At 69.0% G+C, this 26,070-nt stretch carries 30 protein-coding genes; 9 read left to right on the top strand and 21 right to left on the bottom strand.

All coding sequences use genetic code 11. The features are described from left to right. Nucleotides 1-25 precede the first annotated feature (25 nt). The 3 genes from C996_RS0102610 to C996_RS0102600 are packed head-to-tail and all read right to left on the bottom strand — an operon-like array spanning nucleotide 26 to nucleotide 2,942. Nucleotides 26-1,039 (bottom strand): M14 family metallopeptidase, encoded by a 1,014-nt coding sequence (locus C996_RS0102610; protein WP_018865914.1) that lies wholly within the window; start codon nucleotides 1,037-1,039, stop codon nucleotides 26-28. An 8-nt stretch (nucleotides 1,040-1,047) separates the two neighbouring features. Continuing rightward, the gene (locus tag C996_RS0102605; protein WP_018865913.1) at nucleotides 1,048-2,484 is read right to left on the bottom strand and encodes a glutamate-cysteine ligase family protein; all 1,437 of its coding nucleotides are present in this window, start codon (nucleotides 2,482-2,484) and stop codon (nucleotides 1,048-1,050) included. Beyond that, a complete protein-coding gene (locus C996_RS0102600; RefSeq protein WP_018865912.1) occupies nucleotides 2,484-2,942 on the bottom strand; it encodes a hypothetical protein in 459 nt (152 codons plus the stop codon). The genes C996_RS0102605 and C996_RS0102600 overlap by 1 nt, the downstream gene beginning before the upstream one ends. A 148-nt stretch (nucleotides 2,943-3,090) precedes the next feature. Between C996_RS0102600 and C996_RS0102595 the strand changes: the two genes are divergently transcribed. From C996_RS0102595 to C996_RS0102585, 3 genes are read left to right on the top strand one after another with little or no spacing between them, the layout of a single operon-like run. Beyond that, a complete protein-coding gene (locus C996_RS0102595) occupies nucleotides 3,091-3,654 on the top strand; it encodes an RNA polymerase sigma factor (RefSeq protein ID WP_017942834.1) in 564 nt (187 codons plus the stop codon). Then, nucleotides 3,644-4,468: a hypothetical protein gene (locus tag C996_RS0102590; protein ID WP_018865911.1), complete on the top strand. Its 825-nt coding sequence runs from the start codon at nucleotides 3,644-3,646 to the stop codon at nucleotides 4,466-4,468. Before C996_RS0102595 ends, C996_RS0102590 begins: the two co-directional genes overlap by 11 nt. A gap of 22 nt (nucleotides 4,469-4,490) precedes the next feature. Then, nucleotides 4,491-4,979: a DsrE family protein gene (locus C996_RS0102585; RefSeq protein WP_018865910.1), complete on the top strand. Its 489-nt coding sequence runs from the start codon at nucleotides 4,491-4,493 to the stop codon at nucleotides 4,977-4,979. 45 nt (nucleotides 4,980-5,024) lie between these two features. On the opposite strand, the gene murU is transcribed toward C996_RS0102585, so the two are convergent. From murU to C996_RS0102570, 3 genes are read right to left on the bottom strand one after another with little or no spacing between them, the layout of a single operon-like run. Beyond that, nucleotides 5,025-5,699: an N-acetylmuramate alpha-1-phosphate uridylyltransferase MurU gene (murU, locus tag C996_RS0102580; protein ID WP_018865909.1), complete on the bottom strand. Its 675-nt coding sequence runs from the start codon at nucleotides 5,697-5,699 to the stop codon at nucleotides 5,025-5,027. A 21-nt stretch (nucleotides 5,700-5,720) separates the two neighbouring features. Continuing rightward, nucleotides 5,721-6,716 (bottom strand): aminoglycoside phosphotransferase family protein, encoded by a 996-nt coding sequence (locus tag C996_RS0102575; RefSeq protein WP_018865908.1) that lies wholly within the window; start codon nucleotides 6,714-6,716, stop codon nucleotides 5,721-5,723. Next, nucleotides 6,713-7,483, bottom strand: a complete 771-nt coding sequence (locus C996_RS0102570) for a phosphodiesterase (RefSeq protein WP_018865907.1) — start codon at nucleotides 7,481-7,483, stop codon at nucleotides 6,713-6,715. The genes C996_RS0102575 and C996_RS0102570 overlap by 4 nt, the downstream gene beginning before the upstream one ends. 161 nt (nucleotides 7,484-7,644) lie before the next feature. Here C996_RS0102570 and dksA point away from each other — a divergent pair, with 161 nt between their 5' ends. Then, nucleotides 7,645-8,070: an RNA polymerase-binding protein DksA gene (dksA, locus tag C996_RS0102565; RefSeq protein WP_018865906.1), complete on the top strand. Its 426-nt coding sequence runs from the start codon at nucleotides 7,645-7,647 to the stop codon at nucleotides 8,068-8,070. Nucleotides 8,071-8,077: 7 nt separating this feature from the next. Here the strand turns inward: dksA and argA are convergent, their stop codons facing one another. The 3 genes from argA to C996_RS0102550 all read right to left on the bottom strand — a co-directional run bounded on the left by argA (nucleotide 8,078) and on the right by C996_RS0102550 (nucleotide 10,295). Then, nucleotides 8,078-9,445 (bottom strand): amino-acid N-acetyltransferase, encoded by a 1,368-nt coding sequence (gene argA / locus C996_RS0102560; RefSeq protein WP_081623662.1) that lies wholly within the window; start codon nucleotides 9,443-9,445, stop codon nucleotides 8,078-8,080. 100 nt (nucleotides 9,446-9,545) lie between these two features. Beyond that, nucleotides 9,546-10,019: a DUF192 domain-containing protein gene (locus tag C996_RS0102555; RefSeq protein ID WP_018865904.1), complete on the bottom strand. Its 474-nt coding sequence runs from the start codon at nucleotides 10,017-10,019 to the stop codon at nucleotides 9,546-9,548. Between the two features lie 3 nt (nucleotides 10,020-10,022). Further along, on the bottom strand, nucleotides 10,023-10,295 hold the full coding sequence (locus tag C996_RS0102550) for a heavy-metal-associated domain-containing protein (protein ID WP_018865903.1): 273 nt from the start codon (nucleotides 10,293-10,295) through the stop codon (nucleotides 10,023-10,025). Between the two features lie 82 nt (nucleotides 10,296-10,377). On the opposite strand from C996_RS0102550, the gene ilvD reads away from it, so the two are divergent. Next, nucleotides 10,378-12,231 carry a dihydroxy-acid dehydratase gene (gene ilvD / locus C996_RS0102545; protein WP_018865902.1) on the top strand — a complete coding sequence of 618 codons (1,854 nt, stop codon included), beginning with the start codon at nucleotides 10,378-10,380 and terminating at the stop codon, nucleotides 12,229-12,231. A gap of 85 nt (nucleotides 12,232-12,316) precedes the next feature. Further along, nucleotides 12,317-12,988 carry a DNA repair protein RadC gene (radC, locus tag C996_RS0102540; RefSeq protein WP_018865901.1) on the top strand — a complete coding sequence of 224 codons (672 nt, stop codon included), beginning with the start codon at nucleotides 12,317-12,319 and terminating at the stop codon, nucleotides 12,986-12,988. 27 nt (nucleotides 12,989-13,015) lie between these two features. Here radC and C996_RS0102535 read toward each other — a convergent pair whose 3' ends face one another. From C996_RS0102535 to C996_RS0102515, 5 genes are all read right to left on the bottom strand, one after another. Further along, entirely contained in the window at nucleotides 13,016-13,594 is a 579-nt protein-coding gene (locus C996_RS0102535) for a glycine zipper domain-containing protein (protein ID WP_018865900.1), read from the bottom strand. Between the two features lie 120 nt (nucleotides 13,595-13,714). Continuing rightward, on the bottom strand, nucleotides 13,715-14,896 hold the full coding sequence (gene bioF / locus C996_RS0102530; RefSeq protein WP_018865899.1) for an 8-amino-7-oxononanoate synthase: 1,182 nt from the start codon (nucleotides 14,894-14,896) through the stop codon (nucleotides 13,715-13,717). Between the two features lie 10 nt (nucleotides 14,897-14,906). Next, nucleotides 14,907-15,659, bottom strand: coding sequence for a methyltransferase domain-containing protein (locus C996_RS0102525; protein ID WP_018865898.1), 753 nt, complete (start codon nucleotides 15,657-15,659; stop codon nucleotides 14,907-14,909). Between the two features lie 12 nt (nucleotides 15,660-15,671). Beyond that, a complete protein-coding gene (gene bioB / locus C996_RS0102520; protein WP_018865897.1) occupies nucleotides 15,672-16,667 on the bottom strand; it encodes a biotin synthase BioB in 996 nt (331 codons plus the stop codon). Next, nucleotides 16,664-17,122, bottom strand: coding sequence for a hypothetical protein (locus tag C996_RS0102515; protein WP_026279170.1), 459 nt, complete (start codon nucleotides 17,120-17,122; stop codon nucleotides 16,664-16,666). Before C996_RS0102515 ends, bioB begins: the two co-directional genes overlap by 4 nt. A gap of 78 nt (nucleotides 17,123-17,200) precedes the next feature. On the opposite strand from C996_RS0102515, the gene C996_RS0102510 reads away from it, so the two are divergent. Beyond that, nucleotides 17,201-17,929 (top strand): ComF family protein, encoded by a 729-nt coding sequence (locus C996_RS0102510; protein ID WP_369772430.1) that lies wholly within the window; start codon nucleotides 17,201-17,203, stop codon nucleotides 17,927-17,929. A gap of 17 nt (nucleotides 17,930-17,946) precedes the next feature. On the opposite strand, the gene ubiA is transcribed toward C996_RS0102510, so the two are convergent. The 7 genes from ubiA to C996_RS0102475 all read right to left on the bottom strand — a co-directional run bounded on the left by ubiA (nucleotide 17,947) and on the right by C996_RS0102475 (nucleotide 24,896). Further along, nucleotides 17,947-18,816 (bottom strand): 4-hydroxybenzoate octaprenyltransferase, encoded by an 870-nt coding sequence (ubiA, locus tag C996_RS0102505; protein WP_018865894.1) that lies wholly within the window; start codon nucleotides 18,814-18,816, stop codon nucleotides 17,947-17,949. A gap of 66 nt (nucleotides 18,817-18,882) precedes the next feature. Next, nucleotides 18,883-19,449 carry a peroxiredoxin gene (locus C996_RS0102500; protein WP_018865893.1) on the bottom strand — a complete coding sequence of 189 codons (567 nt, stop codon included), beginning with the start codon at nucleotides 19,447-19,449 and terminating at the stop codon, nucleotides 18,883-18,885. Then, complete coding sequence (dsbD, locus tag C996_RS0102495) at nucleotides 19,446-21,776, bottom strand: protein-disulfide reductase DsbD (RefSeq protein WP_018865892.1); 2,331 nt, start codon at nucleotides 21,774-21,776, stop codon at nucleotides 19,446-19,448. Before dsbD ends, C996_RS0102500 begins: the two co-directional genes overlap by 4 nt. Further along, on the bottom strand, nucleotides 21,764-22,105 hold the full coding sequence (cutA, locus tag C996_RS0102490) for a divalent-cation tolerance protein CutA (RefSeq protein WP_018865891.1): 342 nt from the start codon (nucleotides 22,103-22,105) through the stop codon (nucleotides 21,764-21,766). The genes dsbD and cutA overlap by 13 nt, the downstream gene beginning before the upstream one ends. A 3-nt stretch (nucleotides 22,106-22,108) precedes the next feature. Continuing rightward, complete coding sequence (locus C996_RS0102485) at nucleotides 22,109-22,906, bottom strand: efflux RND transporter periplasmic adaptor subunit (RefSeq protein WP_018865890.1); 798 nt, start codon at nucleotides 22,904-22,906, stop codon at nucleotides 22,109-22,111. A 38-nt stretch (nucleotides 22,907-22,944) separates the two neighbouring features. Further along, nucleotides 22,945-24,321 carry a TolC family protein gene (locus C996_RS0102480; RefSeq protein ID WP_018865889.1) on the bottom strand — a complete coding sequence of 459 codons (1,377 nt, stop codon included), beginning with the start codon at nucleotides 24,319-24,321 and terminating at the stop codon, nucleotides 22,945-22,947. Nucleotides 24,322-24,356: 35 nt separating this feature from the next. Further along, a complete protein-coding gene (locus C996_RS0102475) occupies nucleotides 24,357-24,896 on the bottom strand; it encodes a thioredoxin family protein (protein ID WP_018865888.1) in 540 nt (179 codons plus the stop codon). Between the two features lie 217 nt (nucleotides 24,897-25,113). Between C996_RS0102475 and C996_RS0102470 the strand changes: the two genes are divergently transcribed. Continuing rightward, nucleotides 25,114-25,596 (top strand): FxsA family protein, encoded by a 483-nt coding sequence (locus tag C996_RS0102470; protein WP_018865887.1) that lies wholly within the window; start codon nucleotides 25,114-25,116, stop codon nucleotides 25,594-25,596. Between the two features lie 150 nt (nucleotides 25,597-25,746). Then, nucleotides 25,747-26,037: a co-chaperone GroES gene (groES, locus tag C996_RS0102465; RefSeq protein WP_017942807.1), complete on the top strand. Its 291-nt coding sequence runs from the start codon at nucleotides 25,747-25,749 to the stop codon at nucleotides 26,035-26,037. Nucleotides 26,038-26,070: the final 33 nt, after the last annotated feature.

Genomic DNA, 26,070 nt, shown 5'->3' with positions numbered 1-26,070 from the left:
CCGCAACGGCAGCCGCTGGGGCGCGTCAGGGAAGGGACAGCGGCTCCATCAGGTAGCACAGGCAGTCCTGGGCGATGACCCGGGTGTCCAGTGTGAGCATGGACGGCATGGCCGGGCGCTTGAGCCGGATCTCCTGGCCGGCGCGCTCCAGATAATCCCCGGTGACCTCGGAGCCGTCCTCGGCGATCGCGACCAGCGGCTCGTCGGCATCTTCGTGCACCTGTACCAGACGGGAACCGGCGGGCAGCAGCTGGAAGTTCAGGCCGTCGAGATCGGGTTCCAGGCGCACGTCGTGCTGTGCCTCCAGCCCGGCCTGCAAGCCGGGGCGCACCCGGACCTGCGCGACGGTGTGGAAGAGCTCGATGGCGCCCTCGCGTGGCGGCTCGGGCACGAAGTGGTCCAGGTGCAGCACCGCGTCGATCATCTCCCGGGCGTGGTCCACGCCGGCGGCGTCACCGGGGTGGCCGCACTCCAGAGTGACGGCCGGCGCGATGCGTGCCAGGGCCATGGAGGCAACCCCGCGCGGCCGGGTGAAGTAGACCACGGTGCGCCCGAACAGCGCGGCCAGGTTCAGAAACGGGGACTCCAGGCGATTGATGCAGGCGTAATGGGGGTTGCGCCCGGTGTTGTTGTGCAGGTCGATCGCGGCGAACAGGCCGCGTCCCTCCAGGCGGCGGCAGAGCTCGGCAAAGACATCGGCCTCGCGCGAACCGGCCTGTTCGGTGCCCGGCCAGATGCGATTGAAGTCCGGCTGGTCGTCCAGGTGGCGCTGATTGACGGCCGCCGCCTGCGGGTTGCCCACGATCAGCGTCAGGGCGCGTGGCAGCGGCCGCCCGGTGTAATGACGCAGGAGCTGCTGTACCGCATGCAGGCCCACCGGTTCGTTGCCGTGCAGCAACAGGACCACGGCCACCGCGGGTTCGCGCTGGCCTTCCAGGTGGATCAGGGCCGGGCCGGGCACGCACTGGTGCAACGTCTCGGGCGTGGCCTCGAGGAAGCCGTCGGGTAGTTCGAAGTGTTCGATGATGGATTGCGTCACGGGTTTCCTCAGAGTCCCCAGGTGTGGACCGGCGCGCCGGTGTTCTGCCAGCCACGATAGGCGCGAACCAGCCCGGGCCAGTCGCGCCCGTGGCGTGCGACCCAGTCCCGCTGCCAGCGTGCGCCGGTCTGGCGGCTGGCCACGCGCGCGGCGATGATCCCGAGCAGGGCGTCGCGTTCGCTGCGCTCGATGCCCAGGCGCTCCAGGCCTTCGGCTGCTCGGGGCAGCAGGTCGCGGGTGATCAGGCGGGGCGCCGGGGCCGGTTCGCGGTGGCCCCAGCGCAGGCGAGCGTCCAGTCCGTGCCGGGCTGCATTGTAGAAGTTGTCGCGGGCCTCGGAAAACGGGGTCTCCAGCGTGCCGTCCGGCGATTCGGCGACCAGGTGCTCGATCAGGCCCAGGGCGAAGGCCGTGTTGGCCAGCATGTCGATCAGTGAGGGGCCTGCGGGCAGGCAGCGGAACTCCAGGCGCAGACTGCGGTGGCCATCGGCGTCGCAGCCGACGATGGGGCGGTTCCAGCGCCAGATGGTCCCGTTGTGGAAGGCGAGGTGAGCCAGCTGGTCGGCCGGTTCGTCCAGTGCCACCGGTAACAGGACCGGAAAGTGCTCCAGGTTCTCGGTGAACAGCTCGCCGATCGAGTCATGCAGATAGCCGGTGCCGAAGGTCACGCGCCGGATCGGGCCGCGTGCCGAGTTGGCGAATCCGCCTACCTCCACGGACTGCTCGAACAGCGGGATGCGGCTCTCGGCCCACAGGTCGTGGCCGAAGATGTAGGGCGTGTTCCCGGCGGTGGCGAGGACCGGAGCGGCCGCCACCAGCGAGGCGTTGTAGGCCCGATGGGCGCGATCGGGCCGGGTCTCGATATGCACCTGGAAGGAGGTCGCCGCGGCCTCCAGCATCACATCCGCGTGGCCGTGCCGCAGGTGTTCGTGGCCGACGATATCCACCTCCAGCGGGCGCTGGGCGCGCTGTTCCAGGATGGCGCTGTTCAGCGCCCGGTAGCGGGCCTGCCGGGACATGTGGTGGAGCCCGAGATCGGCTGGCTCCAGGGTCGGCAGGCTCCCGGCCATCAGCAGGTCGGCTCCGGCATGACGGGCGGCTCGCCGCGCCTGGCGCAGGGTCTCGCGCAGCTCCTCGAGGATCGCGCCGAAGCAGCCGGGGCCGGCGCGGAAGACGCTACTGTTCAGTTCGACATTGAACTGGGCCAGCTCCCGGGTGGCCAGCGGGCTGGCCATCGCCGCGAGAAAGGCCTCGTTGACCGGCAGCGGGCGCCCTTGTGCGTCGCACAGCCAGGCCTCGATCTCGAAGCCGAGTCGCGGCGGCGCGGGGTCGGCGGCCGCCTGTGTGCGCAGCCAGTCCAGCAGCCGGGCCGTCTCGTCGGCCAGAGCCTGGTGAAAACGGTCGAAATCCGCCGCGCCGAAGTGCTCCTCGCGGATTTCCCGGCCCACTAGTCCTCGTCCCGGCCGTCGGTGTCCGGGGCCTCGTCGTAGAGGCTCTCCAGGAGGTCGCCCCAGATCTGTTCGTGGTGCTCGATGAAGGCCAGCAGGTGCTTGCGGAAGGCGAGGTAGTCGGCCTCGAAGGTCTCGAAATCGGCACCACCGTTCAGCAGCTTGGCGGCGCGGTCGGTCTGCTGCAGGCTGTCGCGCAGGTTGAGGCTGGCGGCCATCGCGCCCTTCACGCGTTCGCGTTCGTGCGGGATCCAGGCGCGGTCCGACAGCATGGAGCGCAGGTTCTCGCCCAGCTCCAGCAGGCGCTTGCGCAGGCGCGGGACGGCCCCGATGGTGCCGGTCTTGAGTTCGCCCCAGACCGCGTCGGTGATCAGCCGTGACCAGCGCTCGCGCAGGTCCTGCACGGTGTCGGGGTCGAACGCGAACGCGCGCTCCAGTTGTTGCGGATCGAATGGCATTGGGTATCCTGATCGACGGAATCGGGGGTGCGCGATTTGTGCGGTCGCAAGGCCGGAGTATCGGAATAGCCCCGCGCCCGGTAGCGTCCTACAGGGTACAAGAACAAGCAAGGCCGCATGTACGGCCTGCGGATGGAGGAAACACAACATGGCAACCTGGTTCGCGCAGCGTAGGCTGCGCCAGAAGGTATGCGACCTGCGGCCCCAGATGTACCGCATGGCCTTTGCGTGGTGTCACGATGCCGCGCTGGCGGATGATCTGGTGCAGGAGGCGATGATGAAGGCCCTGACCCGGCTGAAGTCGCTGCAGGACGAGAGCGCCCTGAAGGCGTGGGTGTTCCGGATCATGACCAACTGCTACCGCGACTGGGGACGGCGGCAGAAGGACACGGTGGACGTGGACAGCATGGAGCTGCCCTGCGAGGACTGCCCGGAGCAGCAGACCGAACGCAACCGCATGGTGGCGGACGTTCACCGGGCGATGGCCGAACTGAGCACCGATCACCGGCAGGTGGTCGCGCTGGTGGACCTCGAAGGCTTTGCCTACTCCGAGGTCTCGGAGGTGCTGGATGTACCCATCGGCACCGTGATGAGTCGCCTGAGCCGGGCTCGGGCACAGTTGAAGAAGGTGCTGCTGGAGCAGCAGGCCGACACGGGGAAAGCGGCCGATACACCCTATCTCAAGGTAGTGAGGAATCGGCATGTCGAATGAACGACTGAGTGCAAGGAACCGCCCCAGCGAGGAGATCCTCAACGCCTTCGTGGATGGCGAGTTTTCGCCCGAGGATCGTCTCTACACCCTGAAGACGATTGCCTCCAGCGAGCACCTGAGCCGCGAAGTCTGCGACATGCACCAGCTCAAGGAGCTGGTGAACATGGCGTACGAGGATGTGCCGGCTGGTCGCACCGGGGCCCCCGGCGGGCGCTGCCGGTTGTCGCGCGGCGGTCGTTCGGCCTGGTTCCCTTCGGTCGCCGCCGGGGTGCTCGCGCTGGTCGTGGGTTCGCTGGGCGGCTACGAGATCACCCGGGATGCCGGTTTCTTCGGCGGCGAGCCGTCGGCCGCGATCGATCAGGACGCCGGGGCCATGGCGCAGATGGCCGCCAGCGATGACGTCGCGGGCGGCGCGGCGGCGCCACAGCAGGTGTTTTCCGCCACCGAGACCGACCAGATCCTGCTGCATATCAATGAAGCCGATCGCCGCGCGATGGCGGAGCTCCTGGATGACATCGAGAGCATGTACCGCGAGGCGGCCGCCGTCGGGCGCGATCTGAACGTGCAGGTCGTGGTGCACAACAATGCGATGGACCTGCTGCGTACCGACAGCGCCCCGTATCCGGAGCGGGTTGCCAGCATGGCGCAGGATTACCCCACGCTGCGCTTCACCGCCTGTGCCCAGACCCTGAACCGCCTGGCGCGCGAGGAGGGCAAGACGGTCGACATCCTGCCGCAGGCCGAGCTGATCGATTCTGGCGTCGCCGAGGCGGCCCGCCGTCAGGCCGAGGGCTGGATCTACATCAAGGTCTGATCCGGCCTTGCCGGCACCCCGCATGTCGCCCGCGAACCGCACAAGACGCCCCGGCTGGTTTCTGGCCGGGGCGTTTCTGTTGATGCTGATCGCGGGCGGCGCGACGGCATTGTTGTTTGGCACGGTCGCCGACGCCCCGGCCGCCGACGAGCCGCTCCGGGTGGTTTATCACATCAATTCCGATGACCCGGAGCTCCACCTGAATGCCCTGCGTAATCTGCAGAATCACATTGATGGCAGCCCTGATGGCTCACCGCTGGAGATCAAGGTGCTGATGCATGGCAGTGGCATCACCCTGCTGCAGCACGCGCGCAGCGATCCGGATCTGCGCAGTACGGTGAATACCCTGAAACTGCAGGATGTCCGTTTTCTGGTGTGCGGCAACACGATGGCCTCGCGCGGGCTGGAGCGCGAGGATCTGCACGAGGTGGCGGAGCAGGATGTGGTGCCCAGCGGCATCGTGGAACTGACCCGGTTGCAGCGCGCCGGGTATACCTACATCAAGCCCTGATCGGGGCGATGGCGCGGGTGCCGTTCACTTCGTGACGGCGGGCGCTCAGCGTTTCCCCAGCTCGGCGTCCAGTGCCGCCAGGCGCTCCGGGGTACCGATGTCGCGCCAGTCTCCGGTGTGGTGCTCCCCGGTGATGCGGCCGGCGGCGATGGCCGGGCGCATCAGGGGGCCGAGCGCATGGCGGCCGGGCGGCAGATCGCGGAAAAGGGCCGGGTCGTACCAGCCGATGCCGCTGAAGGTCAGGGCCTCGCCGTCGTCGAGTCCGATCTGTGCGTCCTTCAGGGTGAAGTCGCCCCGCGGGTGATGCTCCGGGTTGTCCACCAGCACAAGGTGCGCGAGGGGCCGGTTGGTGGACCGGCGCAGGGTCTCCGGCGGGGTCAGCGGATGGTCGCACCAGACATCGCCGTTGACGACCAGGAACGGCGCGTCGCCCAGCAGCGGCAGCGCCTTGCGGATGCCGCCCGCGGTCTCCAGGGCCCCCTCGGGCTCTGGTGAGTAGTGGATCGCCAGACCGGCGTGCTGCGCGCCCAGCGTCGTGCGGATCTGCTCGCCCAGGTGCGCCAGGTTGATCACCACCTCGCGGTAGCCCGCGGCCGCCAGGCGGTCCAGGGTGTAGGTGATCAGTGGGCGCCCGCCGACTGGCAGCAGGGGTTTCGGGCAGTGGTCGGTCAGCGGGCGCATGCGTTCGCCGCGGCCGGCGGCCAGGATCATCGCGCGCATGGATCCGTGTGTCCCCATGGTCTAGTTGTCCTGCAAGCGTTCGGGCATGTCGGTACGGAACCAGGCAGCGACCGGCTCCACCTCCGGATGCATCAGCCCCTGCGCCAGCAAGCGGTGCAGGCGGGGCAGGTGCTCCAGGTAGCGGGGCTTGGCATCGCGCCGCGCGAGGCGCACGAAGATCCCGAGGATCTTGGTGGTGCGCTGGACGCCGAGGACCCGGTAGTGGTGCATGAATGCCGCGCGGTCCCAGGATGCAGCCGCGAGGTAGCGCTCCAGGCCCTGCGCCACGGTGTCCGGGGACACCTCGCGGCGGGCATCCTCCAGCAGCGAGACGACATCGTAGGCCGGGCTGCCGATGACTGCGTCCTGAAAATCCAGCACGGCGCAGGCCCGGTCCTCGCCGGGGGGCAGCATCAGGTTGTCGACGTGGAAGTCGCGCAGCACCAGCGTGTCGTCGAGGGCGGGGAGACCTTCGAGGGTCTCGCGCCAGGCTTCCAGGAACATGTCGCGCTGCGTCGGTTCCATCGCGGTACCGTGTTGTTCCGGCCAGTACCAGTCGGCAAACAGGGCAGCCTCGTCGAGCAGACGCGGCATGTCGTAGGCGGGCAGGGCCGGGGCCGTCGCGGCCCTGGACGGCCAGGCGCTGTGGAGCTGGAGCAGGGTGTCGATGGCGCGGTCGTACAGCGGGCCTTCTGTGGACCCCTCGGCCAGTGCCCGGGTAAAGGTCCGGTCACCCAGATCCTCGAGCAGGACGAATCCGGCTGCCGGGTCGTGCGTCAGCACGCGCGGCGGGCGCAGACCCAGCGACTCCAGCAGCCCCGCGATCTGCACGAACGGTTCGGTGGCCTCGCGCTCCGGCGGGGCGTCCATCAGCACCACCGGCTCGCCATCGCGGTGCAGGCGGAAATAACGGCGGAAACTGGCATCCGCACGCAACAGGGCAAGGTCCGTGAAATCGCCTGGCTGGCGCGCGAGCCAGGCCTGGAGCTGATGGCTGCGGGCGTCATCCGGGATCATGTGCGAGCCTCCTCGCTCACGCGCTGGATGCGGGTGTCGATCCGCCCGTCCGGGTGCAGGTCCAGCACCCGATAGCCGGCGGCCTCGGTATCCAGCGCGAAGCGTTCGGATCCGGGGGCGAACTGGATACAGGTGGAGGGGCAGCCGAGCAGCTCGATGCCCTGGCGTTTGCCGCGGAAGTCCTGGTGGATGTGGCCGAACAGGCAGGCCCGCACACGCGGGTGGCGATCCAGCACCGCGAACAGGTCGTCCGGATTCGACAGGCCGATCCGGTCCATCCATGCGCTGCCAATCGGGACGACCGGGTGATGAATCGCGATCAGGCCCCAGTGGTCCGGATGGGTGGTCAGCACCTGATCCAGTCGATCCAGCTCGGCGGGTTCGATACGGCCGGCCGCCTGGCCCGCGACCGCCGAATTGACGCCGATCAGGAGCCAGCCGCCCAGTATGCGATGGCCGTCCAGGGGGTACCCGGCCGCGTCGAACGCGCGGTGCAGGGTGTGCCAGTCGTCGTGATTGCCGGCCAGCCCGGCGACGGGCCAGCCCTTTACGTGCTGGTCGAGCAGGTGCAGCAGACGCGCATAGGCGGCCGGCGCCGGATCCTCGGCCAGGTCGCCGGTCAGCCAGAGCAGGCCCGGGCGATCCTCGTTCCGGGACAGTGTCTCGAGGACCCGTGCGAGCTGGCGGTCGCTGTCGGGGTAGCCGGCCCGGATCGGGCCTGGCTCCCGTCCCAGGTGGGTGTCGCTGATCTGGAGGATGCGCTGCATGCGGGCTGTGTCGGTGTCCGTGGTTCCAGGGATGTGCATCGGGGCGGGTTTTTCTGTTTGCCGCCCGACGGGGGGATTGCCCTATACTCGATCGGGTGTACCGCGTATCGCGCCGGGGCCTTTCCGCATGGGGCGGAAAGGGGCCTGGCGAGGGGCCCGAGATGAGCCAAGATGCCAAGACCCGCCCGGATTCCGGGTACCGCCCGTCCGAGGACGAACCCTACATGAATCCGCGTCAGCTGGACTACTTTCGCGCCAAGCTCGAGGCCTGGCGTGCCGAGCTGATCGAGGAATCGGAACAGACTCTGGAGCACCTGCGCAGCGAGAGCTGGCAGGAGCCCGATCCCAACGACCGGGCCAGTCACGAAACGGATGCCGGCTTGGAGCTGCGTACGCGGGATCGCTACCGCAAGCTGCTGAACAAGATCGACGCGGCGCTGGCGCGCATCGACCGCGGCGAATACGGCTACTGCGAGGAGACCGGCGAGCCGATCGGGATTGCCCGACTGGAGGCGCGGCCCATCGCCACCCTGAGCGTTGCCGCCCAGGAGGCCCACGAGCGCGACGAGGCCCGCTACGCGCAGTAGTCTCTGGCTATGCTTCGGTCAGGTTGCGGGTGAAGACCCGCGAGTTGCGTGCCTGGTTGTACCGGGTCTGGCGGCTCGCGGGAAGGTCATCCACCTTGCCCGGGGTGTAGCCACGCTCCTGGAACCACTGCGCGGTGCGTGTAGTCAGCACGAACACCCGCCGGATCCCCTGCTCCCGCGCCAGCTGTTCCATCGCCTGCAGTAGTCGGTCGCCGCGGCCGCTGCCGCGGTAGTCGCCGTGAAGGGCCAGGCAGGCGATCTCCGCCGCATCCGCCTCGAACGGATACAGCGCGGCCGTGCCAATGATCAGGCCGTCCGCCTCCAGCACCTGAAAGCGGTCGATCTCCAGCTCCAGGTGTTCACGCGCGCGATGCACCAGGATGCCTTCGGCCTCCAGCGGTTCCAGCAGCGCGTGGATGCCACCCACGTCGTCGAGCGTCGCCGGGCGCAGGCGTTCCAGCGGCTCGCGCGAAACCAGGGTCCCGATCCCCTGACGGGTAAAGAGTTCGGTCAGCAGCCCGCCGTCGTCGTGCCGATCCACCAGGTGCACCCGCATCGCGCGCTGGTGGCAGGCATCGATTGCGCTCCTCAAATGGTTCGCCAGTTCCTCCGGCAGGTCGGGGCTGGTCTCCAGCAACTCCTGCGCGGCCGGTACGGTGAGCTGGTCGAGCACGCCGTGTTCCGGGTCACGCAGCACGCCGGCCTCGGTCAGGAAGATCAGCTTGTCGGCATTCAGCGCGATCGCCACCTGGGTGGCGACGTCTTCCCCGGAGAGATTGAAGACCTCGCCGGTGGGGGAGTAGCCCAGCGGTGACACCAGGGCGACCTGCTCGCGCTCCAGCAAGGCCGCGAGCGCGTTGGTGTCCACCCCGCGGACCTCGCCGGTGTAATGGAAGTCCACCCCGTCGCGCACGCCCAGCGGGCGGGCGGTGACGAAGTTGCCGCTGGCCACACGCAGCCGCGCGTTGCCGGTACCCGGCTGGCCCAGGCTGCGGGACAGCAGCCCCTCGATCTGCAGGCGCAGTCGGCCGACCGCATCCAGCACGGCCTCCAGCGCCGGGGCGTCGGTCACGCGCAGGCCATTGGCATAGGCCGGGGTCAGCCCGCGCTCGGTCATGCGGGCCTCGATCTGCGGGCGCGCGCCATAGACCAGCACCACCCGGATGCCGAGGGCATTGAGCTTGGCGATGTCGCGCATCAGCGCCGGAAACTCCGGCGCCAGGGCCGCCTCGCCCGCCAGCGCGATCACCATGGTGCGTCCGCGGTGGGCCGCGATATAGGGCACGGCATCGCGGAACCACGCGAGTTCCCCGGGCTGCGGGGCTCGCCGCGACGGTGTGTGCTGGCCTGCGGGTGTTGGGGGGGCGGTAGCCACGGCGCGTTCCGTTTCCTTCGGATGTCCTGAGCCGACAGTCTAGGGAAACACGGATCAATTTGCGCGTCGGCAGCCCGGGCCGCGTTGTGCTGGAAAGGTGTCAGTCGTTCCCGCCGACGATTCGCTCCAGGTCGGGTACGCGATCGCCGGCCGCGACGCCGTGCCGCTCGAACCAGCCGGCATTGACCTCCAGCGCGTAGCGCACGGGGCGTTTCGCCTCATGGATGCGGGTGGAGTGGGGTGTCATGGATGCGATGTTGGTGATGGTGAAATCGGCATCGATAAAGGCCACATCCAGCGGGATGCGGGTGTTATGCATCCACATGCCGTACTGCGCCGGACGCGGCCATATGAACAGCATGCCGTGGTCGTCCGGCAGGTGGTCGCGGTGCATCAGGCCGATCCGGCGGGCGCGGTCCGTCGCGGCGATCTCGACGGTAAGGGTCTGTTCACCGATGTCCAGGTCGGCCGTCGGGAGCCCGTTTTCGGCCTGCGCGCACCCCGCGCCAAAGCCGACGAACAGGATCAGCCAGGCCAGCCCGGCCCAGGCCCGGCCCGGCGATCGGAGTGGCACGGCCTAATCGCCGCTCATGCGCCCCACAGCGCAGCTGGCGAAGGACTTGGCCTTGGCACTGGTGGAACGCCAGCCGGAGACCGATCCCACCTCGGGGTAGCCCATGCTGGCGAGCTTGGCGGCGACCGCTTCGCGGGCGCTGTCCGGGGCCTGGACCTCGACGGCGCCGCCTTCCACGTCGACCTCGGCCTCAGTGACGCCTTCGACCTGCAGCAGGCCCTTGCGGATGGAGCTGGCGCAGCCGCCGCACTTGATGTTCTCGACCTCGATTTTCATTGCCGGGACCTCGGGATACTGGGGTTTGTACGACTCATTATGTACGATTCCGCTTCTGCGTAAACGTTCACGAGACCCGACCATGCCCGCCTATCGCTCCCGCACCACCACCCACGGCCGCAACATGGCCGGCGCCCGCGCCCTGTGGCGCGCCACCGGCATGAAGGATGGTGACTTCGGCAAGCCGATCATCGCCATTGCCAACTCCTTCACCCAGTTCGTGCCCGGGCACGTGCACCTGAAGGATCTGGGGCAGCTGGTCGCCGGCGAGGTGGAGAAGGCCGGTGGTGTGGCCAAGGAGTTCAACACCATTGCGGTGGATGACGGCATCGCGATGGGTCACGGCGGGATGCTCTATTCGCTGCCCTCGCGCGAGATCATCGCCGACTCGGTCGAGTACATGGTCAATGCCCACTGCGCCGACGCGCTGGTGTGCATCTCCAACTGCGACAAGATCACCCCCGGGATGCTGATGGCCGCGATGCGCCTGAACATCCCGGTGGTGTTCGTCTCCGGCGGCCCGATGGAGGCCGGCAAGGTGCAGGCGCCGGGTAGCGACAAGGTCATCCATCTGGACCTGGTGGACGCGATGGTCAAGGCCGCCGACTCCAGCGCCAGCGACGAGGAGGTGGAGTCCATCGAGCGCTCCGCCTGCCCGACCTGCGGCTCCTGCTCCGGCATGTTCACCGCCAACTCGATGAACTGCCTGACCGAGGCTCTGGGCCTGTCGCTGCCGGGCAACGGCTCGCTGCTGGCCACCCACGCCGGGCGCAAGTCGCTGTTCGAACAGGCCGGTCGGCGCGTGGTCGAACTCGCGAAGCGCTACTACGAGCAGGACGACGCATCCGTGCTGCCGCGCTCGATCGCCACCTTCGAGGCCTTCGAGAACGCGATGAGCCTGGACATCGCCATGGGCGGCTCCACCAACACCGTGCTGCATCTGCTGGCGGCCGCGCGCGAGGGCGAGGTCGACTTCACCATGGCCGATATCGACCGCCTTTCGCGCAAGGTCCCGAACCTGTGCAAGGTGGCCCCGGCCACCCAGCTCTACCACATGGAGGACGTGCATCGCGCCGGTGGCGTGGTCGGCATCCTCGCCGAGCTGGATCGTGGCGGGCTGATCCACCGCGACATCCCGACGGTCCACGCCGATACTATGGGCCAGGCCCTGGAACAGTGGGACGTGATGCGCCACGCCGCCGAATCCGAGACCCTGTACAAGGCGGCGCCGGGCGGCGTGCCCACCCAGGTCGCGTTCAGCCAGGACAAGACCTGGGACAGCCTGGATATCGACCGCGAGAACGGCTGTATCCGCGACATCGAACACGCCTACTCGACCGACGGCGGCCTGGCCGTGCTCTACGGCAACATGGCCCCGGACGGCTGCATCGTGAAGACCGCGGGGGTCGACGAGAGCATCCTGAAATTCTCGGGTCCCGCGCGGGTGTTCGAGAGCCAGGACGCGGCCGTCGAGGCGATTCTCGGCGACCGCATCCAGGCGGGTGACGTCGTGATCATCCGCTACGAGGGCCCGAAGGGCGGCCCCGGCATGCAGGAGATGCTCTACCCGACGTCGTATCTGAAGTCCAAGGGGCTGGGCAAGGAATGCGCGCTGATCACCGACGGGCGCTTCTCCGGCGGCACCTCCGGGCTGTCCATCGGCCACGTCTCGCCGGAGGCCGCGCAGGGCGGCGCGATCGGCCTGATCGAGGAGGGCGACACCATCGTGATCGACATCCCCGGGCGCGAGATCCGCATCGACGTCGACGACGCCATCCTGGCGGCCCGGCGCGAGGCGATGGAGGCCCGCGGCGCGAAGGCCTGGAAGCCCGAGTCGCGGACCCGTCCGGTCACCCAGGCCCTGCGCGCCTACGCCCTGATGACGACCTCCGCCGCCTTCGGCGCGGTGCGCGACATCTCCCGCTTCGAGGACTGACCGAGGGCAACAGGCGGGCTTGCAGGATGTCTTGAGCGGCGCCCTGGACCGAAAAACCAAACGACCGAACCACAGGGAGGTGGGGATGGCGATTACCGACTGGCCCGCGGCCGAACGCCCGCGGGAGAAGCTGATCGAGCGCGGCGCGGCCGCGCTTTCCGATGCGGAGCTGCTGGCGATCTTTCTGCGCACCGGCGTGGCCGGCAAGAGCGCGGTCGATGTCGCCCGCGATTTGCTTAACCGTTTCGGCGGGCTGCGGCCGCTGCTGCAGGCCGATCAGGCGGGGTTCTGCGCGGCGCCGGGGCTGGGCGATGCCAAGTACGCCCAGCTCCAGGCGGTACTCGAGATGGGGCGGCGGCACCTGGCCGCCGACCTGGAGCGTGGCGATGCACTGACCTCGCCAACCGCGACCCGCCAGTTCCTCGCGGCGCGCCTGCGCGACTATCCCTTCGAGGTCTTTGCGGTCCTGTTCCTGGACAACCGCCATCGGGTGATCGCCTTCGAGGAGCTCTTTCGCGGCACCATCGACGGCGCCTCCGTACACCCGCGCGAGGTGGTGCGGCGTGCCCTGCGGCACAACGCGGCGGCGGTGATCCTGGCGCACAACCACCCCTCGGGCGTGGCCGAGCCGTCGCGCTCGGATGTCGCCATCACCCGCCGCCTGGCCGATGCCCTTGGGCTCGTGGACGTCCGGGTCCTCGATCATCTGATCGTCGCCGACGAGAGCGTGTCCCTGGCCGAGCGCGGCGAGTTGTAGCGCCTTGTCCCTGGCGGGCCCCGCCGGTCAGCCGCGGATCTCCCAGTGCCCGGGCTCCGACGGACAGGCGGTGCCGGTGTGACGCTGGCCGTCAATGGTCATCTCGAAGTCGCGGCAGCCACTGTCGCGGTTGCGGCGCGGGGTCAGCTGTACCGGCTGGTCATGGGCATTGCGCCAGTGCACGGTCTGGCCGGTCTCGGCCAGTTCCAGGGCGTGTCCCATGCAGGCCTGGTCGTTGCGATCCATCTGGCGGCCGATCATGCCGCCCAGCACCGCGCCCCCGGCCGCGCCGATCAGGATCGCGACCGGGTCGCCATCGCCGACCCGATGGCCGATCACGGCCCCCGCGCCGCCACCGATGGCGGCCCCGATCGCGTCGCGGTTGCAGCGCCCGTCCATCACGCCGTAGTCCCGCTCCCAGCGGTCATAACTGTGACCGTGGTAGCCGTGATAGCCCGGGTCGTTCTGCGCGCGCCAGCCGTGGGCCGGTGCCCAGGGCGGTGGCGAGGCCAGGGTATCGGCGGCAAATCCGAACAGCAGTGCGGCGGCCAGTACCTTCAGGTGCGCGGGCAGGCCGCGACGGGATTGGGTGCGTTTCCGTGCCATGGTCCGTCTCCTTTTGATCGGATACGGGCCCAGCTTGGCGTTGTTTTGCTGAACGGTTCTTTAACGTGGCGGGTGTTTTGTGGAAGCGTGAACGGCTGCGTGTCGGGACTGTGCGCGGTTTCACGTGGTGGTGGCGGCGAGCGCGTGCTCCAGCGCCCGTAGCAGCGTATCCACTTGAGACTCGGTGTGGCTGGCGGACAGGGTGATGCGCAGCCGCGCCTGGCCCTCGGGTACCGTCGGCGGGCGGATGGCCGGGACCAGGAAGCCGGCGGCCAGCAGCCTCTCGGCCACGGCGCTCGCGCGGCGGGCGTCACCGATGTGGACCGGCTGGATCGGGGTCAGGGGCGGCGGGTGCTGCAGGCCGAGCCGGTCCAGGCCTGCCCCCAGGCGCTGCAGCAGGCCCTGCAGGTGCGCACGGCGATCCTCGGCGGCCTCGGCTATGCGCACGGAGGCGAGCGTGGCGGCGGCCAGGGCGGCCGGCATCGCGGTGGTGTAGATGTAGGGCCGAGCGGTCTGGATCAGGGCCTCGATCAGGGCCTCGGAGCCGGCGACGAAGGCCCCGGCGGTGCCGAATCCCTTGCCCAGCGTGCCCATCAGGATCGGCACGTCGTCCGCGTCGAGGCCGTGGTGCTGGCAGCTGCCGCCGCCGGTCGCGCCCAGCACCGACAGGCCGTGGGCATCATCCACCATCAGCCAGGCGTCGAACTCGCGCGCCAGCGCGGCCAGTTCCGGCAGCGGGGCGATGTCGCCGTCCATGGAGAACACCCCGTCGGTCACGATCAGACGGTGACCGCGATCGGGGGCCTGCTCCAGACGTTCGCGCAGGTGCCCGGGATCGGCATGGTGATAGCGCTGGCTGCGCGCGCTGGCCAGGCGCACGGCGTCGATCAGCGAGGCATGGTTCCAGCGGTCCTCGAACACCGTGTCGTGGCGGCCGGCCAGCGTCTGTACCAGCGCCAGGTTGGCCATGTAGCCGGTGGAGAACAGCAGCGCGCGCTCGCGCCCGGTAAAGCGCGCCAGCGCCTGCTCCAGTTCCACATGCGCGCGGGTGTGGCCGTTGATCAGATGGGCGGCCCCGGCCCCGACCCCGTAGCGGTCGAGGGCTTCGCGGGCGGCGGCAGCGACGGCCGGATCGGCCGCCAGGCCCAGGTAGTCGTTGGAGCAGAAGGCGACAACCGGCTGGCCGTCGATGACCTGTTCCGGCTGCTGCGGACCGTCCAGCGTGCGCAGACGGCGCCAGCGTGCGTCCGCCCGTACCCCGTCGAGGTGGGCCTGCAGGAAGGCCTGCAGTGACTTGCTCATGGTGAGTCGCTCACGGCCGCAGCCCGGCACGCAGGAAGATCGGCCAGTGCACGCGGGCGGTGATGTCCGCGTTCGGCCACAGCGCGCGCAGGGCCGGCTCCAGTGCGGCCAGTGGATCCTGCCCGGCGGCCTGCGCGCGGCGGATGGCCGACCAGGTGCCGAGATAGCCGAGCAGGGTGTCGCGGTCCCAGTCGCGGCCGATCCGAAACTCGGGCGTCTCGATCTCCGGCCAGGGGAAGGGCAGGTCGCGGTAGTGGCTGCGGATGTGGCTGCGCTCTTCCGGCCACCAGGGCGCTAAGGTGGTGTCGTGGAAGTCGGTCAGCAGGCGGTCCAGCGCCGGATCCTCGGCGCGCAGGATGCCGTAGCCCCAGATCGCCAGCAGGCCGCCCGGGCGCAGGACGCGTGCAACCTCGTCATGGAACTCGGAGTGGCGAAACCAGTGTGCGGCCTGGGCGACACAGGCGAGATCTACCGAGGCGTCGGCCAGCGCGCAGGCCTCGGCGGCGCAGGCGATGCGGTCGATCCCGGTGGTCGCCGGCAGGGCGGCCAGCAGGGCCGGGGCGGCGTCTGTCGCCACGACCTGCGGGAAGTGCGGCTGCAGGCCCTGCGCGGCCTGGCCGTTGCCGCTGGCGCAGTCCCAGGCCCGTTCGTGGCGCGGGGTGTGCGCGGCCAGCCAGTCAAACAGCTCGGCGGGGTAGTCCGGGCGGTGGCGGGCATACGCCGCCGCCACTGCCGAAAAATGATCGGGAAAGTCGCCCGCCACAGGCCGCTTGGCTCAGGCCGATGCGGAGGCGGGCCGGTCCGATTCCGCAGGGGCTTCCGGCCCGGTCTCCGGGCGCAGGCCCAGGCGTTCGAACAGCGCGAGGTCGTGGTTCTCGCCGGGGTTCGGCGTGGTCAGCAGGGTGTCGCCGTAGAACAGCGAGTTGGCGCCGGCCAGGAAGCACAGGGCCTGCATCTCGTCGGACATCTCGGTGCGCCCGGCGGAGAGGCGCACGTAGGAGGCCGGCATCAGGATGCGGGTCGCGGCGATGGTGCGCACGAACTCCAGCGGGTCGAGGTCCTCGATCCCGTGCAGCGGCGTGCCCTCGACCTGGATCAGCTGGTTGATCGGGACCGATTCCGGGTGCTTCGGCAGGTTGGCCATCTGCTGCAGCAGGCGCGCGCGGTCGCGCCGCGACTCGCCCATGCCGAGGATGCCGCCGCAGCAGACGTTCATGCCGGCCTCGCGCACGTGCTCCAGGGTCTCCAGGCGGTCCTCGTAGGTGCGCGTGGAGATGATGTGGCCGTAGAACTCCGGCGAGGTGTCGAGGTTGTGGTTGTAGTAGTCCAGCCCCGCCTCGGACAGGCGCTTCGCCTGTTCGGCCTTCAGCATGCCGAGGGTCATGCAGGTCTCCAGCCCCTCGTCCTTGACGGCGCGTACCATCTCGATCACGCGCTCCAGGTTCTTGTCGGTGGGGTTGCGCCAGGCGGCCCCCATGCAGAAGCGGGTCGCGCCCTGGGCGCGGGCGTTGCGCGCGGCCTCGAGCACTTCCTCCAGCGGCAGCAGGCGCTCGCGCTCCAGTTCCACGTCATGGTGCGCGCTCTGCGGGCAGTAGGCGCAGTCCTCCGGGCAGGCCCCGGTCTTGATCGACAGCAGCGTGCTCACCTGCACCGCGTTCGGGTCGAAGTGCTCGCGGTGCACCGTCTGTGCACGGAAGATCAGGTCGTTCAGCGGCAGGTCGAGCAGGGCCTCGACCTCGTCGGTATTCCAGTCGTGGCGGGGCGTGCTCATAGGTGGTGGTCCTCGTCGGATTCGGCGGGGATCTCGACATCCGCCCAGGGCTCGCGGTAGATGGTGAACAGCGCGTAGATCGTCCAGGGCAGCAGGATGGCCGCGGCGATCGCCCAGTAGGCGCGGTAGTAGTCGAGATCCGGCGGGAAGAAGGTGGCGACCACGATCAGCGCGCCCATCAGGGCGTAGTAGCGGTACGCGGCCCACTGGGTGTGATGGCCGACGCGCGGATCGGGGTGGTGCTTGTTCAGGGCGTAGACCAGCATGGAGCCGCCGAACCACAGGACCAGCGGGACGATCCCCATGATCGCGGCGATGATGAAACCCACCCCGACGCCCTCGCTGCTGACCACGAACAGCGGGATGCCGGCGATCGACACGCTGATCAGGTTGCCGATGTCGAACATCGACGCGGCGCGCCGAGAGCTGCGCCCGGAGACGGTCCTGGTGGCCATGGTCTACCCTGCATGCAAAACGCAGAGCATACCATCATGCCCCTGACCCCTTCATCGCAACCGGGCCCTGTGCATGCCGTGGCCGCGCGCTGGACGGCCTGGTCCGCTGTCTGCGCCGAGTGGCTGGCGGACGCCCTGTACCCGTCCCATTGCGGCCTGTGCCTGGCGCCCGGACCGGCGGTCTGCACGGGCTGCCGGGGCGATCTGCCACCACTGGAGCGCCCGTGTCCCTCCTGTGCGCTCCCCTTGCCGACGGCCGGGGTGTGCCCGGCCTGCGTGCGCCAGCCCCCGGCGCTGGACGCGCTGCACGCCGGATGGGCCTATGCCTGGCCGCTGGACCAGTTGATCCTCGCCTACAAGCATGGCGGCAACGTTCGGGCCGAGCGCGCCCTGGCGGCGCTGGCGGGCCATGTCGCCCGGGTGGCCTTTGACGGTGAGGGCCAGAGGGGGCGGTCCTCGCCCGATACGGTGCTGCCGGTGCCGCTGCACGGGCGGCGGCTGCGCGAGCGCGGTTTCAATCAGTCGGATGTCCTGGCCCGGCGCGTGGCGGCGGAACTGGGGGCGGCGCTGGAGACCCGGGCGTTGCGGCGCATTCGGGCCACCGCGTCGCAACAGGCGCTGGGCCGCAAGGCCCGCCGGAGCAATGTGAAGGGGGCCTTTGCCTGGCGCGGCGAGGATCTCGCGGGGCGGCATGTGCTGCTGGTGGATGATGTGGCCACCACCGGGGCGACGCTGTCGGCGCTGGCCGGCGTGCTGCGGCGGGCGGGTGCCGAGCGAGTGGAGGGGCTGGTACTGGCGCGTGCCTGAGCCGCCCAGGGGGCGCGTCAGGCGCCGAGGTGATGGTCGGCGATCATCGCTAGCAGGACCACGGCGCCCAGGTAGTGGTTGTTCTTGAAGGCCCGCAGGCAGTCGGCAGGCTCGCGCTCGAAGATCAGGAACTGCTGGTAGAACATCAGCATCGCGACGATCACCAGCCCGGCCGTGTAGTAGCCCCCGAACCCGGCGTGCTGGCCGACCAGGTAGAGCCCGTACCAGACCAGGACCTGCAGCCCGGCGGTGATCAGGCGGTCCAGCTCGCCGAAGGCGATCGCGGTGGACTTCACGCCGATCTTCAGATCGTCCTCGCGATCCACCATGCCGTAGAAGGTGTCGTACACCACGGTCCAGGCCAGAACCGTCACGAACAGCAGCCAGGCGACGGGCGGTGGATGCTCGCCGGTGACCGCGGTGAAAGCCATTGGCACGGCCCAGGCAAAGGCCGCGCCCAGATGGACCTGCGGGAAGTGGTGGAAGCGCTTGGAGAACGGATAGGTGCCGGCCAGCGCAACGGCCACCAGGGAATACAGGATGGTCAGCACATTGGTGAACAGCACCAGCACGAAGGCGACCACGCTGAGCGCCACGAAGGTGCCGAGGGCCTCGCGCGGGGTGATCGTGCCGATCGCCAGCGGACGGTCGCGGGTACGGGCCACGTGGGCGTCGAAGTCACGGTCGGCGTAGTCGTTGATCGCGCAGCCGGCCGAGCGCATCAGGACCACGCCGGCGGTGAAGATGAAGATCAGATAGGCGGGCGGCCAGCCGTCGGCCGCTACCCACAGGGCCCAGAAGGTGGGCCACAGTAGCAGGTAGATGCCCACCGGGCGATCCAGTCGGATCAGGCGGGCGAGTTCCCACAGGCGTTCGCGCTCGGTCATGGCGGCCAAGCTTACCAGCCTTGTGGCGCAAGGGCGCCGGGCGCGCCACTCCGGCACATGGGGATGCTACAGGTGCGCCTCCAGCCACCCGTCCAGGTCTTCCGGTTCCACCTCGCCGCGATGGGTGTCGAGGATGGTGCCATCGCGGGCGATCAGCACGGTGTAGGGCAGGGCGCCAATGCGGTTGCCGTATTCGCGGCCCACGGCGACCGCCTCGTCCTGACCGATCAGGACCGGGAATTCGATCCCGAAGTCGTCCACGAAGTGCTGGGTGGCTGTCTGTTCGTCCACCGCCACCGCGACGATGGTGAAGCCGTCGTCCCGGTGCGCCTCGTAGGTGTCCTGGAACAGCGGCATTTCCTTCTTGCAGGGCGGACACCAGGTGGCCCAGAAGTTCAGCACGATCAGGTCGCCGTCCCATTCGCTGAGCTGGCGTTCGTCCCCCGCGAGATCGGGCAGGGTGAAGTCGATGCGCTGGTTACCCGAGGCCTCCTCGGCTGCGACCTCGGGGGCCGCGTCGGTGGTGGCGCCAGCGGTATCCATCTCCGGTTCCGGATCGCCGCAGGCGGCCAGCATGAAGGCGCCGGCCGTGGCGAGTGCCAGCCCGGGGAGCGCGTGCGTGTGATGCCTCATGGTGTCACCCCGATGGCGCTTTCCACATGCGCCAGGAAACGGTCGGCATTCAGGTACCCGACGTTGCGGTAGTTGCGCAGTTCATTGCCGTCGGCGTCCCAGAAGATCATGGCCGGGGGCCCGAACAGGTTGAACTCGCGCATCAGGTTGCGGTGCTCCGAGGTGTTGTCGGTGACATCGGCCTTGAGCAGGTGCACGTCCGCCATCGCGTTGATGACGCGCTGGTCCTGGAAGGTGGTGCGGTCCAGGCGCACGCAGTCCACGCACCAGTCGGCGTAGAAGTCCAGGAACACCGGCTGGTTATTGCCCTGTGCCTGCTCCAGCTCGCGTTCGAGGTCTTCGAGGCTGTCGATGTAGGTGAACTGCATCTCCGTCGGCCCGGCCTGTTCGCCGCTGGCGGTCACCGCGGGCTGGTTGAGCGTGGCCAGCGGGCGGAAGATGTCCTTGCCGCCGGTGGCCGCGCCCAGCATCAGCAGCACGCCGTAGATCAGGAGCACCACGCCCAGGCCCTTCCACAGGGTGTGCCAGCCGGAGGTGCCCTCCGGCAGGGTCTTGAGTGCACCCATATAGACCGCCGTCACGATCAGCAGGATGGCCCACAGGAACATCGCGATCTCGCCCGGGACGACCCGTTCGAGCAGCCAGATGCCAATGGCCAGCAGGCCGACGCCGAAGGCCGCCTTGATGGTGTCCATCCACGGGCCGGCCTTCGGCAGCAGGCGCCCGGCGGAGGTGCCGATGGCCAGCAGCGGGGCACCCATGCCCATGCTCAGCGAGAACAGGGCGATACCGCCCAGCAGCGCGTCGCCGGTGTGGCTGATGTAGAGCAGGGCACCGATCAGCGGCGCGGTCACGCAGGGGCCGACGATCAGGGCGGAGAGGAAGCCCATGATCCCGGCGCCGACGTAGGTGCCGCCTTCCTGCTTGTTGCTGATCTGCGACAGCTTGCTCTGTACCCCGGCCGGCATCTGCAGGTCGTAGAAGCCGAACATCGACATCGCCAGCGCGATGAAGATGGCGACGAAGGTGCCGATGATCCAGGGGTTCTGGAACGCGGCCTGCAGGTTGGCACCCGCCAGGCCCGCGAACACCCCGGCCACGGTGTAGGTCACCGCCATCGCCAGCACGAACACCAGCGAGATCAGGAACGCCTTGCGCGTGGTCAGGTTCTTCTGCCCGATGATGATGTTCGACAGGATCGGGATCATCGGGAACACGCAGGGCGTGAACGTCAGCAGCAGCCCGAAGCCGAAGAACGCCAGCGCCACCAGCCAGATCTGGCCGTCGGCCAGCTGGGCCGCGATGCGGTCCTGCTGGGTGACGGGCGCGGCGGCCTCGTCGTCCTCGCGCGGCTCGTCGCCGGTCTCCGGCAGGGCATCGGTGTCGGCCTCGGCGGCCAGGTCGGAGGCGAAGGTGACCGACACCTCCTGGGTCAGCGGCGGGTAGCACACGCCGGCGTCGGCGCAGCCCTGGTAATCGATCGCCAGGGTGATGTCGGCGACGTCGTCCGCGTCACGCAGCACCGGGACGAGGATCTCGACCTGGTCGCGAAACACCTGGCTCTCGCCGAAGAATTCGTCTTCCTGCAGCTCGCCGTCCGGCGGGTTGACCGGGCCCAGTTCGATGCCGTCGCCCTCGGCGATGCGCACATCCAGCTGTTCGCGGTAGAGGTAGTAGCCCTCGGCGATATCGAAGCGCAGGATCACCGCGTTCTGGCTGATGGCCTCCAGCGATGCGGCGAAGGCCTTTTCCGGTTCCAGCAGGTCATCGGCGGCGCCCAGATCACCGGACAGTTCGCCAAGGTCGCCCAGCGCGCTGCGTTCCTCCGCGGGCTCGTCGCGGGGTTCTTCGTCCGCGTCGGCCTCGCCGTTCCCGCCCGGCAGGCCGGGCAGCTCGATGGAGACGGTCTGGAAATGCGGCGGATAGCACACGCCGAGATCCGCGCAGCCCTGCGAGCGCGCGGTCAGTTCGATGGTTGTGCTCTCGGCCGCCACGATCGGCAGCTCGACCTGCACCTGGCCACGATAGGTCTCGACCCGGCCGAAGAACTCGTCTTCCTTGACCTCGCCGTCCGGGATCCGGGCTTCGCCCAGTTCGAGTCCGTCGCTCTCCGGCGTGAACTCGAATTGCTCGCGGTACATGTAGTACTCGTCCGCGATGTCCCAGGTGAGGCGCACAGTGTCGGCGTCGATCGCCTCGGCACTGAGGGCAAAGGCGTCGTCCGGGTCCAGCAGGTCGTCCTCGAAGACGGCCTGGGCCAGGGCGGGCAGCAGCGTCAGGGCGAGGAGCAGGCTCGCCAGCCAGGTGCGCGGGTTCAGGAGGTGCATTGTGTAATCCAGTCCAGGTAATCGGGCAGCCCGTGTTCGATCGGCAGGGCGATGATCTCGGGTGTCTCGTAGGGGTGTTGGTCCGCCAGGCGCGTCTGGAGTTCGTCCAGACGTGCGGGCGAGGTCTTGATCAGTAGAGTGACTTCCGCATCGCTCTCGATATTCCCTTTCCACAGGTAGACCGAGCGTCCGGGCGGCAGGATGTGCACGCAGGCCGCCAGGCCCTGTTCCACCAGGGTGCCGGCCAGGGTCTCGGCCGCGGCCGTGTCATCCAGGGTGGTGATCACCAGCCAGGCGCGGGCTTCGGTGGCTTGCCGGGTGGTACTCATGGTTCAGGAATCCCGTTCGATGCGCGCCGTCTGGCCCGGCCGCAGCGGCACACCGTCCGCCGGGGAGAACTCGACCTCGACGCGGTAGCCGCGTTCGGGCTCCTCGCCGGTCGGCTCCCAGCCCACACGCGCGATGGTGCCGGGCAGGCGCTGGTCGCCGACTACGACCGTAACCTCGGTCCCGGGTTCCAGGGTTGTGGCCGTGTCGGCCGGGACGGTCGCCGTGGCACGCATCGGGTCGGTGGTGCCGAGGATCGCGAGCACCGGCGGCAGCAGGGCCGGGTTCACGTACTGGCCGGGGTTGGCCTCGACGCGCACCAGGCGCCCGCTGGCCGGGGCGCGGATGGTGGCGTCGTCAAGATCGGCGCGGATGCGGTCACGCTGGGCGCGGGCCTCGGCCAGGCGCGCGGCGACCGTCGCGTAGTCGATGCGGGCCAGTTCCAGCTCGCGCGCGGCGATCAGGGTCTGGTCGTAGAGGTCCTCGGCCTTGTCGCGTTCGCGTTCGGCCTCGTCCAGTTCCATCTGCAGGCGCTCCAGCGTGGCCCGGGCGGCCCGCAGGTCGGCATCGGTGCGTCGAGTGTCCAGGCGGAACAGCACGGCATCGGCTTCGACCTGATCGCCGGCGCGGGCCTCGATCGACTCGATGCGGCCGGCAACCGGGGCGGTGATGCGGTAGCGCTCGCCCCAGTCGAGCTGGGCCGCGAAGCCGTCCTCGGCCAGCAAGGGCGCAGGGGTGACGGCGAGCAGGGCCAGCAGGCTGGCCGTGGTCAGCAGGGATGGGCTCGTGAATACGCGGGACATGGGCAGTTCTCCCGTCCGGTCGCCAGTGGGCCGGCGGCTCAAGGGGTTTCCTGGGTGGCGCGGAACGGGCTCAACTCGTCACGGCCGCTTAGCAGGGCCAGGCGCTCGTAGGCCAGGGCCAGTTGGTATTCGGTGCTGGCATTGAAATGCGCCGCGGCGCTTTGCTGCACCATCGAGTCGCCCAGATCGGCCTGGTCCTCGATGTCGTAGAGGTAGCGCGCGCGGTCGATGTAGAGCTCGCGGTAGTCCATGCGCCAGGCGGCCTCGTCGCGCTGGGTGCGCAGGGCGCGGATCTCGTCGTGCAGTTCGCGCAGGCGGTTGCGGGCCTCGATGCGTGCCTGGCCCAGTTCGGCCTCGGCGCGGTGACGGGCGGCGACGGCCTGGCCGACGCGGCTGTCGTGGCGACGGCCTTCGTACAGCGGGATCTCCAGCACCAGGCCGGCGGCGAACGGGTTGCGGTCTCCGCCGCCGAGGTCGCGGTTCCACCAGCCGGATTCGGCCTCCGCATATAGGCGCGGACGGCGCTGGGCGCGCGAGGCGGCCACCTCGCGGCTGGCGGCCTCGACCTGGCGGCGTTCGGCCAGCAGGCGCGGGCTGGTGTTGTCGAGCTCGGCCAGCAGGGTGTCCAGATCCGGCAGTTCCGGCAGGTCCAGCGGCAGCATGGGAGCGAGCACGGTGCGCACACGCCGGTCCGGGCGGTTCAGGGCCTCGGCCAGGGCGGCGCGGGTGCGGGCCTGGTTCTGCAGGGCGCGGGTGCGCTGAACGCGCAGGGTCTGATATTCGGATTCAAGGCGAAAGACCTCGATATCCGACACCTGACCGCGCTGGTTGCGCTCCTCGGCGCGTTCCTTGGAGACGTAGGCCGCGGCCATTGCCTCGGTGTCGCGGGCAAAGGCCAGATCGGCCAGCAGCACATCGAAGTAGCGCTCGAGGACGTGGATGCGGTGGCGGGCGTGGGCCAGTTCCTCGTGCTGGCGGGCGGCAACCAGACGCTGCTCGCTGGCCGATTCGCGCGCGTGGGACTGGCCGAAGTCGCTCAGCAGCTTGCGCGCCACGATGGCGGCGCGTGAGTCGTTGCGGCTGCGGTCCTCGATCTGGTCGTTGGGTTCGATCCAGCGGGCCTCGAGCCGGGCGTTTACGCTGACGTCGCGTTCGGCACGGGTCGCTTCCAGCTCCGCGCGGGCCTGCTCGCGTTCGGCGCGTGCTGCGCGCACCCGTGGGTGCAGGGCGTCGACGCGTTCCAGTGCGTCACCGACCCGCATGGGGTTGGGCAAGGGCCCGGCATCGGCCGCGCCGACGCTGTCCTGTGCCATTACCGCTCCGGCCAGCGGCCACAGGAGCAGGCCGGCCAGCAGCAGGCGGGCCAGTCGGCGCCGGTGGTGGGGGCCGGACGAGCGGGGGTGCATCGGCGACATCAGGCGTCGATCCTCGCGGGTTGAGCGGATGGGGCTCAGCGGCCGTCTTGTTCGCGCTTGAAGCGCGTGAAGTTCTGGTCCTTGTAATGCCCCTCGGCTACGAACTCGCCCAGCTGGAGGAACTCGCGGACGTCGCGCGTGGCCCCGGTGAACCGGGCGATGGGTTCGCCCTCGAGGTTGAAGAACTGGAACACGGGCGTGGCGCGCACCCGGTAGTCACGGGTGGCCCAGTCCATTTGGGTCTTGGTCTCGCCCTCGAAGGTGACGATCTCGATGGCGCCCTCGACGTCGACGCTGAATACGAGAAAGTGCTCGCTGAAGTATTCCTGAACCTCGGGCTGGTTCAGCACCTGGTTCTTCATGCGGTGGCAGAACGGGCAGTCGGCCATCTCGAAGAAGATCAGGATGCCCTTCTTGCCGGCCGCGCGCGCCTCCTCCAGCTCCTCGGGGAACTCGCCGAAGGTCGGGTCGAAGAAGTGGTGTTCCGGATCGCGCGGGTCTTCCACGGCGGCGGTCGTCAGGGCCGGGACTAGGAAGGCCAGCAGGGCCAGCATCAGGATCGGTGTGCGCAGCATGGTTCGTTTGCTCTCCGGAATATCTCGTCAGGCGTATGCACCAAAGACGTGCGGAAGACTGGCTTAATTCCCTTCCCCTTGCAAGGACAAAACGGGTCGCGGCCAGCGCGTCCCGGTGTCAATGGTTTTTGGAGTATCCGCGTCGCACCGGGGTTCCAATCGACAGCACCCGGGGGGCATGTTCCAATAATCGGGCCTGATCTGCGGAACCCCCTCGATGCGCAACCCCCTCTTTCCCCTGTTCGTCTTTCTCGGTCTGGTACTGCTCGAGATCTTCGGCTTTGCCTGGGTGGGCGACGCCGTGGGCGCCCTGATGACGGTGGCGCTGGTGATTATCACGGCCGCGGCCGGGCTGCTGCTGTTCCGGTTGCAGGGTTTCTACCACTGGCGCCGTCTGCAGCAGAGCCTGGCGCGCGGGGAGGTGCCGGCGCGGGGTCTGGTCGAAGGCTGGCTGCTGATGAGCGCCGCCGTGTTGCTGTTGCTGCCGGGTTTTTTCACCGATGCCGCCGGCTTCGTGCTGTTGATCCCGCCGCTGCGGCGCTGGGCGGCGGACGGCATCCTGCGTCGCGGCATGGTCCGCGCACGTGGGGCTGGCCCTGGCGGCGCACAGGGCAGCGACACCATCGAGGGCGAGTTCCGCCGTCACGAGGACGGTGGCGAGCCGCCTGACGACCGGCTCGATCACGACGACCGTCGCTGATCTCCCCGCGGTCTCCGGATTTGTAACGCGCGCCCTTGACTCGCCTTTGTGTGCCCCTATTATTAGCACTCGTCAGGGGCGGGTGCTAACAGGGTGCCCGTCCGACACCCCAACTTTCCTGTTGCAGACACTTTATAAGGAGTTCGCACCATGAACCTGCGGCCTTTGCACGATCGAGTCATCGTGAAGCGTATGGAAGAAGAGCGCACCACCCCCGGCGGCATCGTGATCCCGGATTCCGCGGCCGAAAAGCCGATCCGCGGCGAGGTCCTGGCGGTGGGCAACGGCAAGATCCTGGATAACGGCGAGTCCCGTCCGCTGGACGTGAAGGCCGGTGACAAGGTCCTGTTCGGCAAGTACTCCGGCACCGAGGTCAAGGTCGAGGGCGAAGACGTCCTGGTGATGCGCGAAGACGACATCATGGCCGTCATCGAGGGCTGAGGCCCCGTCCCGCGTCCGTCTAACACGAATTTT

It is taken from the genome of Thioalkalivibrio sp. ALE25 (genome assembly GCF_000377285.1).
Taxonomy (GTDB): Bacteria; Pseudomonadota; Gammaproteobacteria; order Ectothiorhodospirales; family Ectothiorhodospiraceae; genus Thioalkalivibrio.
The sequence above is the reverse complement of the archived record's forward strand: the minus strand, read 5'-3'. Positions and strand labels throughout refer to the sequence as shown.

What these genes read in the sequence shown, in the direction of transcription:
- C996_RS0102600 (WP_018865912.1), bottom strand. Translation starts at nt 2,942, where the DNA reads ATGCCATTCGATCCGCAACAACTGGAGCGCGCGTTCGCGTTCGACCCC.
- C996_RS0102595 (WP_017942834.1), top strand. Translation starts at nt 3,091, where the DNA reads ATGGCAACCTGGTTCGCGCAGCGTAGGCTGCGCCAGAAGGTATGCGAC.
- C996_RS0102590 (WP_018865911.1), top strand. Translation starts at nt 3,644, where the DNA reads ATGTCGAATGAACGACTGAGTGCAAGGAACCGCCCCAGCGAGGAGATC.
- C996_RS0102585 (WP_018865910.1), top strand. Translation starts at nt 4,491, where the DNA reads ATGTCGCCCGCGAACCGCACAAGACGCCCCGGCTGGTTTCTGGCCGGG.
- murU (WP_018865909.1), bottom strand. Translation starts at nt 5,699, where the DNA reads ATGCGCGCGATGATCCTGGCCGCCGGCCGCGGCGAACGCATGCGCCCG.
- C996_RS0102575 (WP_018865908.1), bottom strand. Translation starts at nt 6,716, where the DNA reads ATGATCCCGGATGACGCCCGCAGCCATCAGCTCCAGGCCTGGCTCGCG.
- C996_RS0102570 (WP_018865907.1), bottom strand. Translation starts at nt 7,483, where the DNA reads ATGCAGCGCATCCTCCAGATCAGCGACACCCACCTGGGACGGGAGCCA.
- dksA (WP_018865906.1), top strand. Translation starts at nt 7,645, where the DNA reads ATGAGCCAAGATGCCAAGACCCGCCCGGATTCCGGGTACCGCCCGTCC.
- C996_RS0102550 (WP_018865903.1), bottom strand. Translation starts at nt 10,295, where the DNA reads ATGAAAATCGAGGTCGAGAACATCAAGTGCGGCGGCTGCGCCAGCTCC.
- ilvD (WP_018865902.1), top strand. Translation starts at nt 10,378, where the DNA reads ATGCCCGCCTATCGCTCCCGCACCACCACCCACGGCCGCAACATGGCC.
- radC (WP_018865901.1), top strand. Translation starts at nt 12,317, where the DNA reads ATGGCGATTACCGACTGGCCCGCGGCCGAACGCCCGCGGGAGAAGCTG.
- C996_RS0102535 (WP_018865900.1), bottom strand. Translation starts at nt 13,594, where the DNA reads ATGGCACGGAAACGCACCCAATCCCGTCGCGGCCTGCCCGCGCACCTG.
- bioF (WP_018865899.1), bottom strand. Translation starts at nt 14,896, where the DNA reads ATGAGCAAGTCACTGCAGGCCTTCCTGCAGGCCCACCTCGACGGGGTA.
- bioB (WP_018865897.1), bottom strand. Translation starts at nt 16,667, where the DNA reads ATGAGCACGCCCCGCCACGACTGGAATACCGACGAGGTCGAGGCCCTG.
- C996_RS0102515 (WP_026279170.1), bottom strand. Translation starts at nt 17,122, where the DNA reads ATGGCCACCAGGACCGTCTCCGGGCGCAGCTCTCGGCGCGCCGCGTCG.
- ubiA (WP_018865894.1), bottom strand. Translation starts at nt 18,816, where the DNA reads ATGACCGAGCGCGAACGCCTGTGGGAACTCGCCCGCCTGATCCGACTG.
- C996_RS0102500 (WP_018865893.1), bottom strand. Translation starts at nt 19,449, where the DNA reads ATGAGGCATCACACGCACGCGCTCCCCGGGCTGGCACTCGCCACGGCC.
- dsbD (WP_018865892.1), bottom strand. Translation starts at nt 21,776, where the DNA reads ATGCACCTCCTGAACCCGCGCACCTGGCTGGCGAGCCTGCTCCTCGCC.
- cutA (WP_018865891.1), bottom strand. Translation starts at nt 22,105, where the DNA reads ATGAGTACCACCCGGCAAGCCACCGAAGCCCGCGCCTGGCTGGTGATC.
- C996_RS0102485 (WP_018865890.1), bottom strand. Translation starts at nt 22,906, where the DNA reads ATGTCCCGCGTATTCACGAGCCCATCCCTGCTGACCACGGCCAGCCTG.
- C996_RS0102480 (WP_018865889.1), bottom strand. Translation starts at nt 24,321, where the DNA reads ATGTCGCCGATGCACCCCCGCTCGTCCGGCCCCCACCACCGGCGCCGA.
- C996_RS0102475 (WP_018865888.1), bottom strand. Translation starts at nt 24,896, where the DNA reads ATGCTGCGCACACCGATCCTGATGCTGGCCCTGCTGGCCTTCCTAGTC.
- C996_RS0102470 (WP_018865887.1), top strand. Translation starts at nt 25,114, where the DNA reads ATGCGCAACCCCCTCTTTCCCCTGTTCGTCTTTCTCGGTCTGGTACTG.
- groES (WP_017942807.1), top strand. Translation starts at nt 25,747, where the DNA reads ATGAACCTGCGGCCTTTGCACGATCGAGTCATCGTGAAGCGTATGGAA.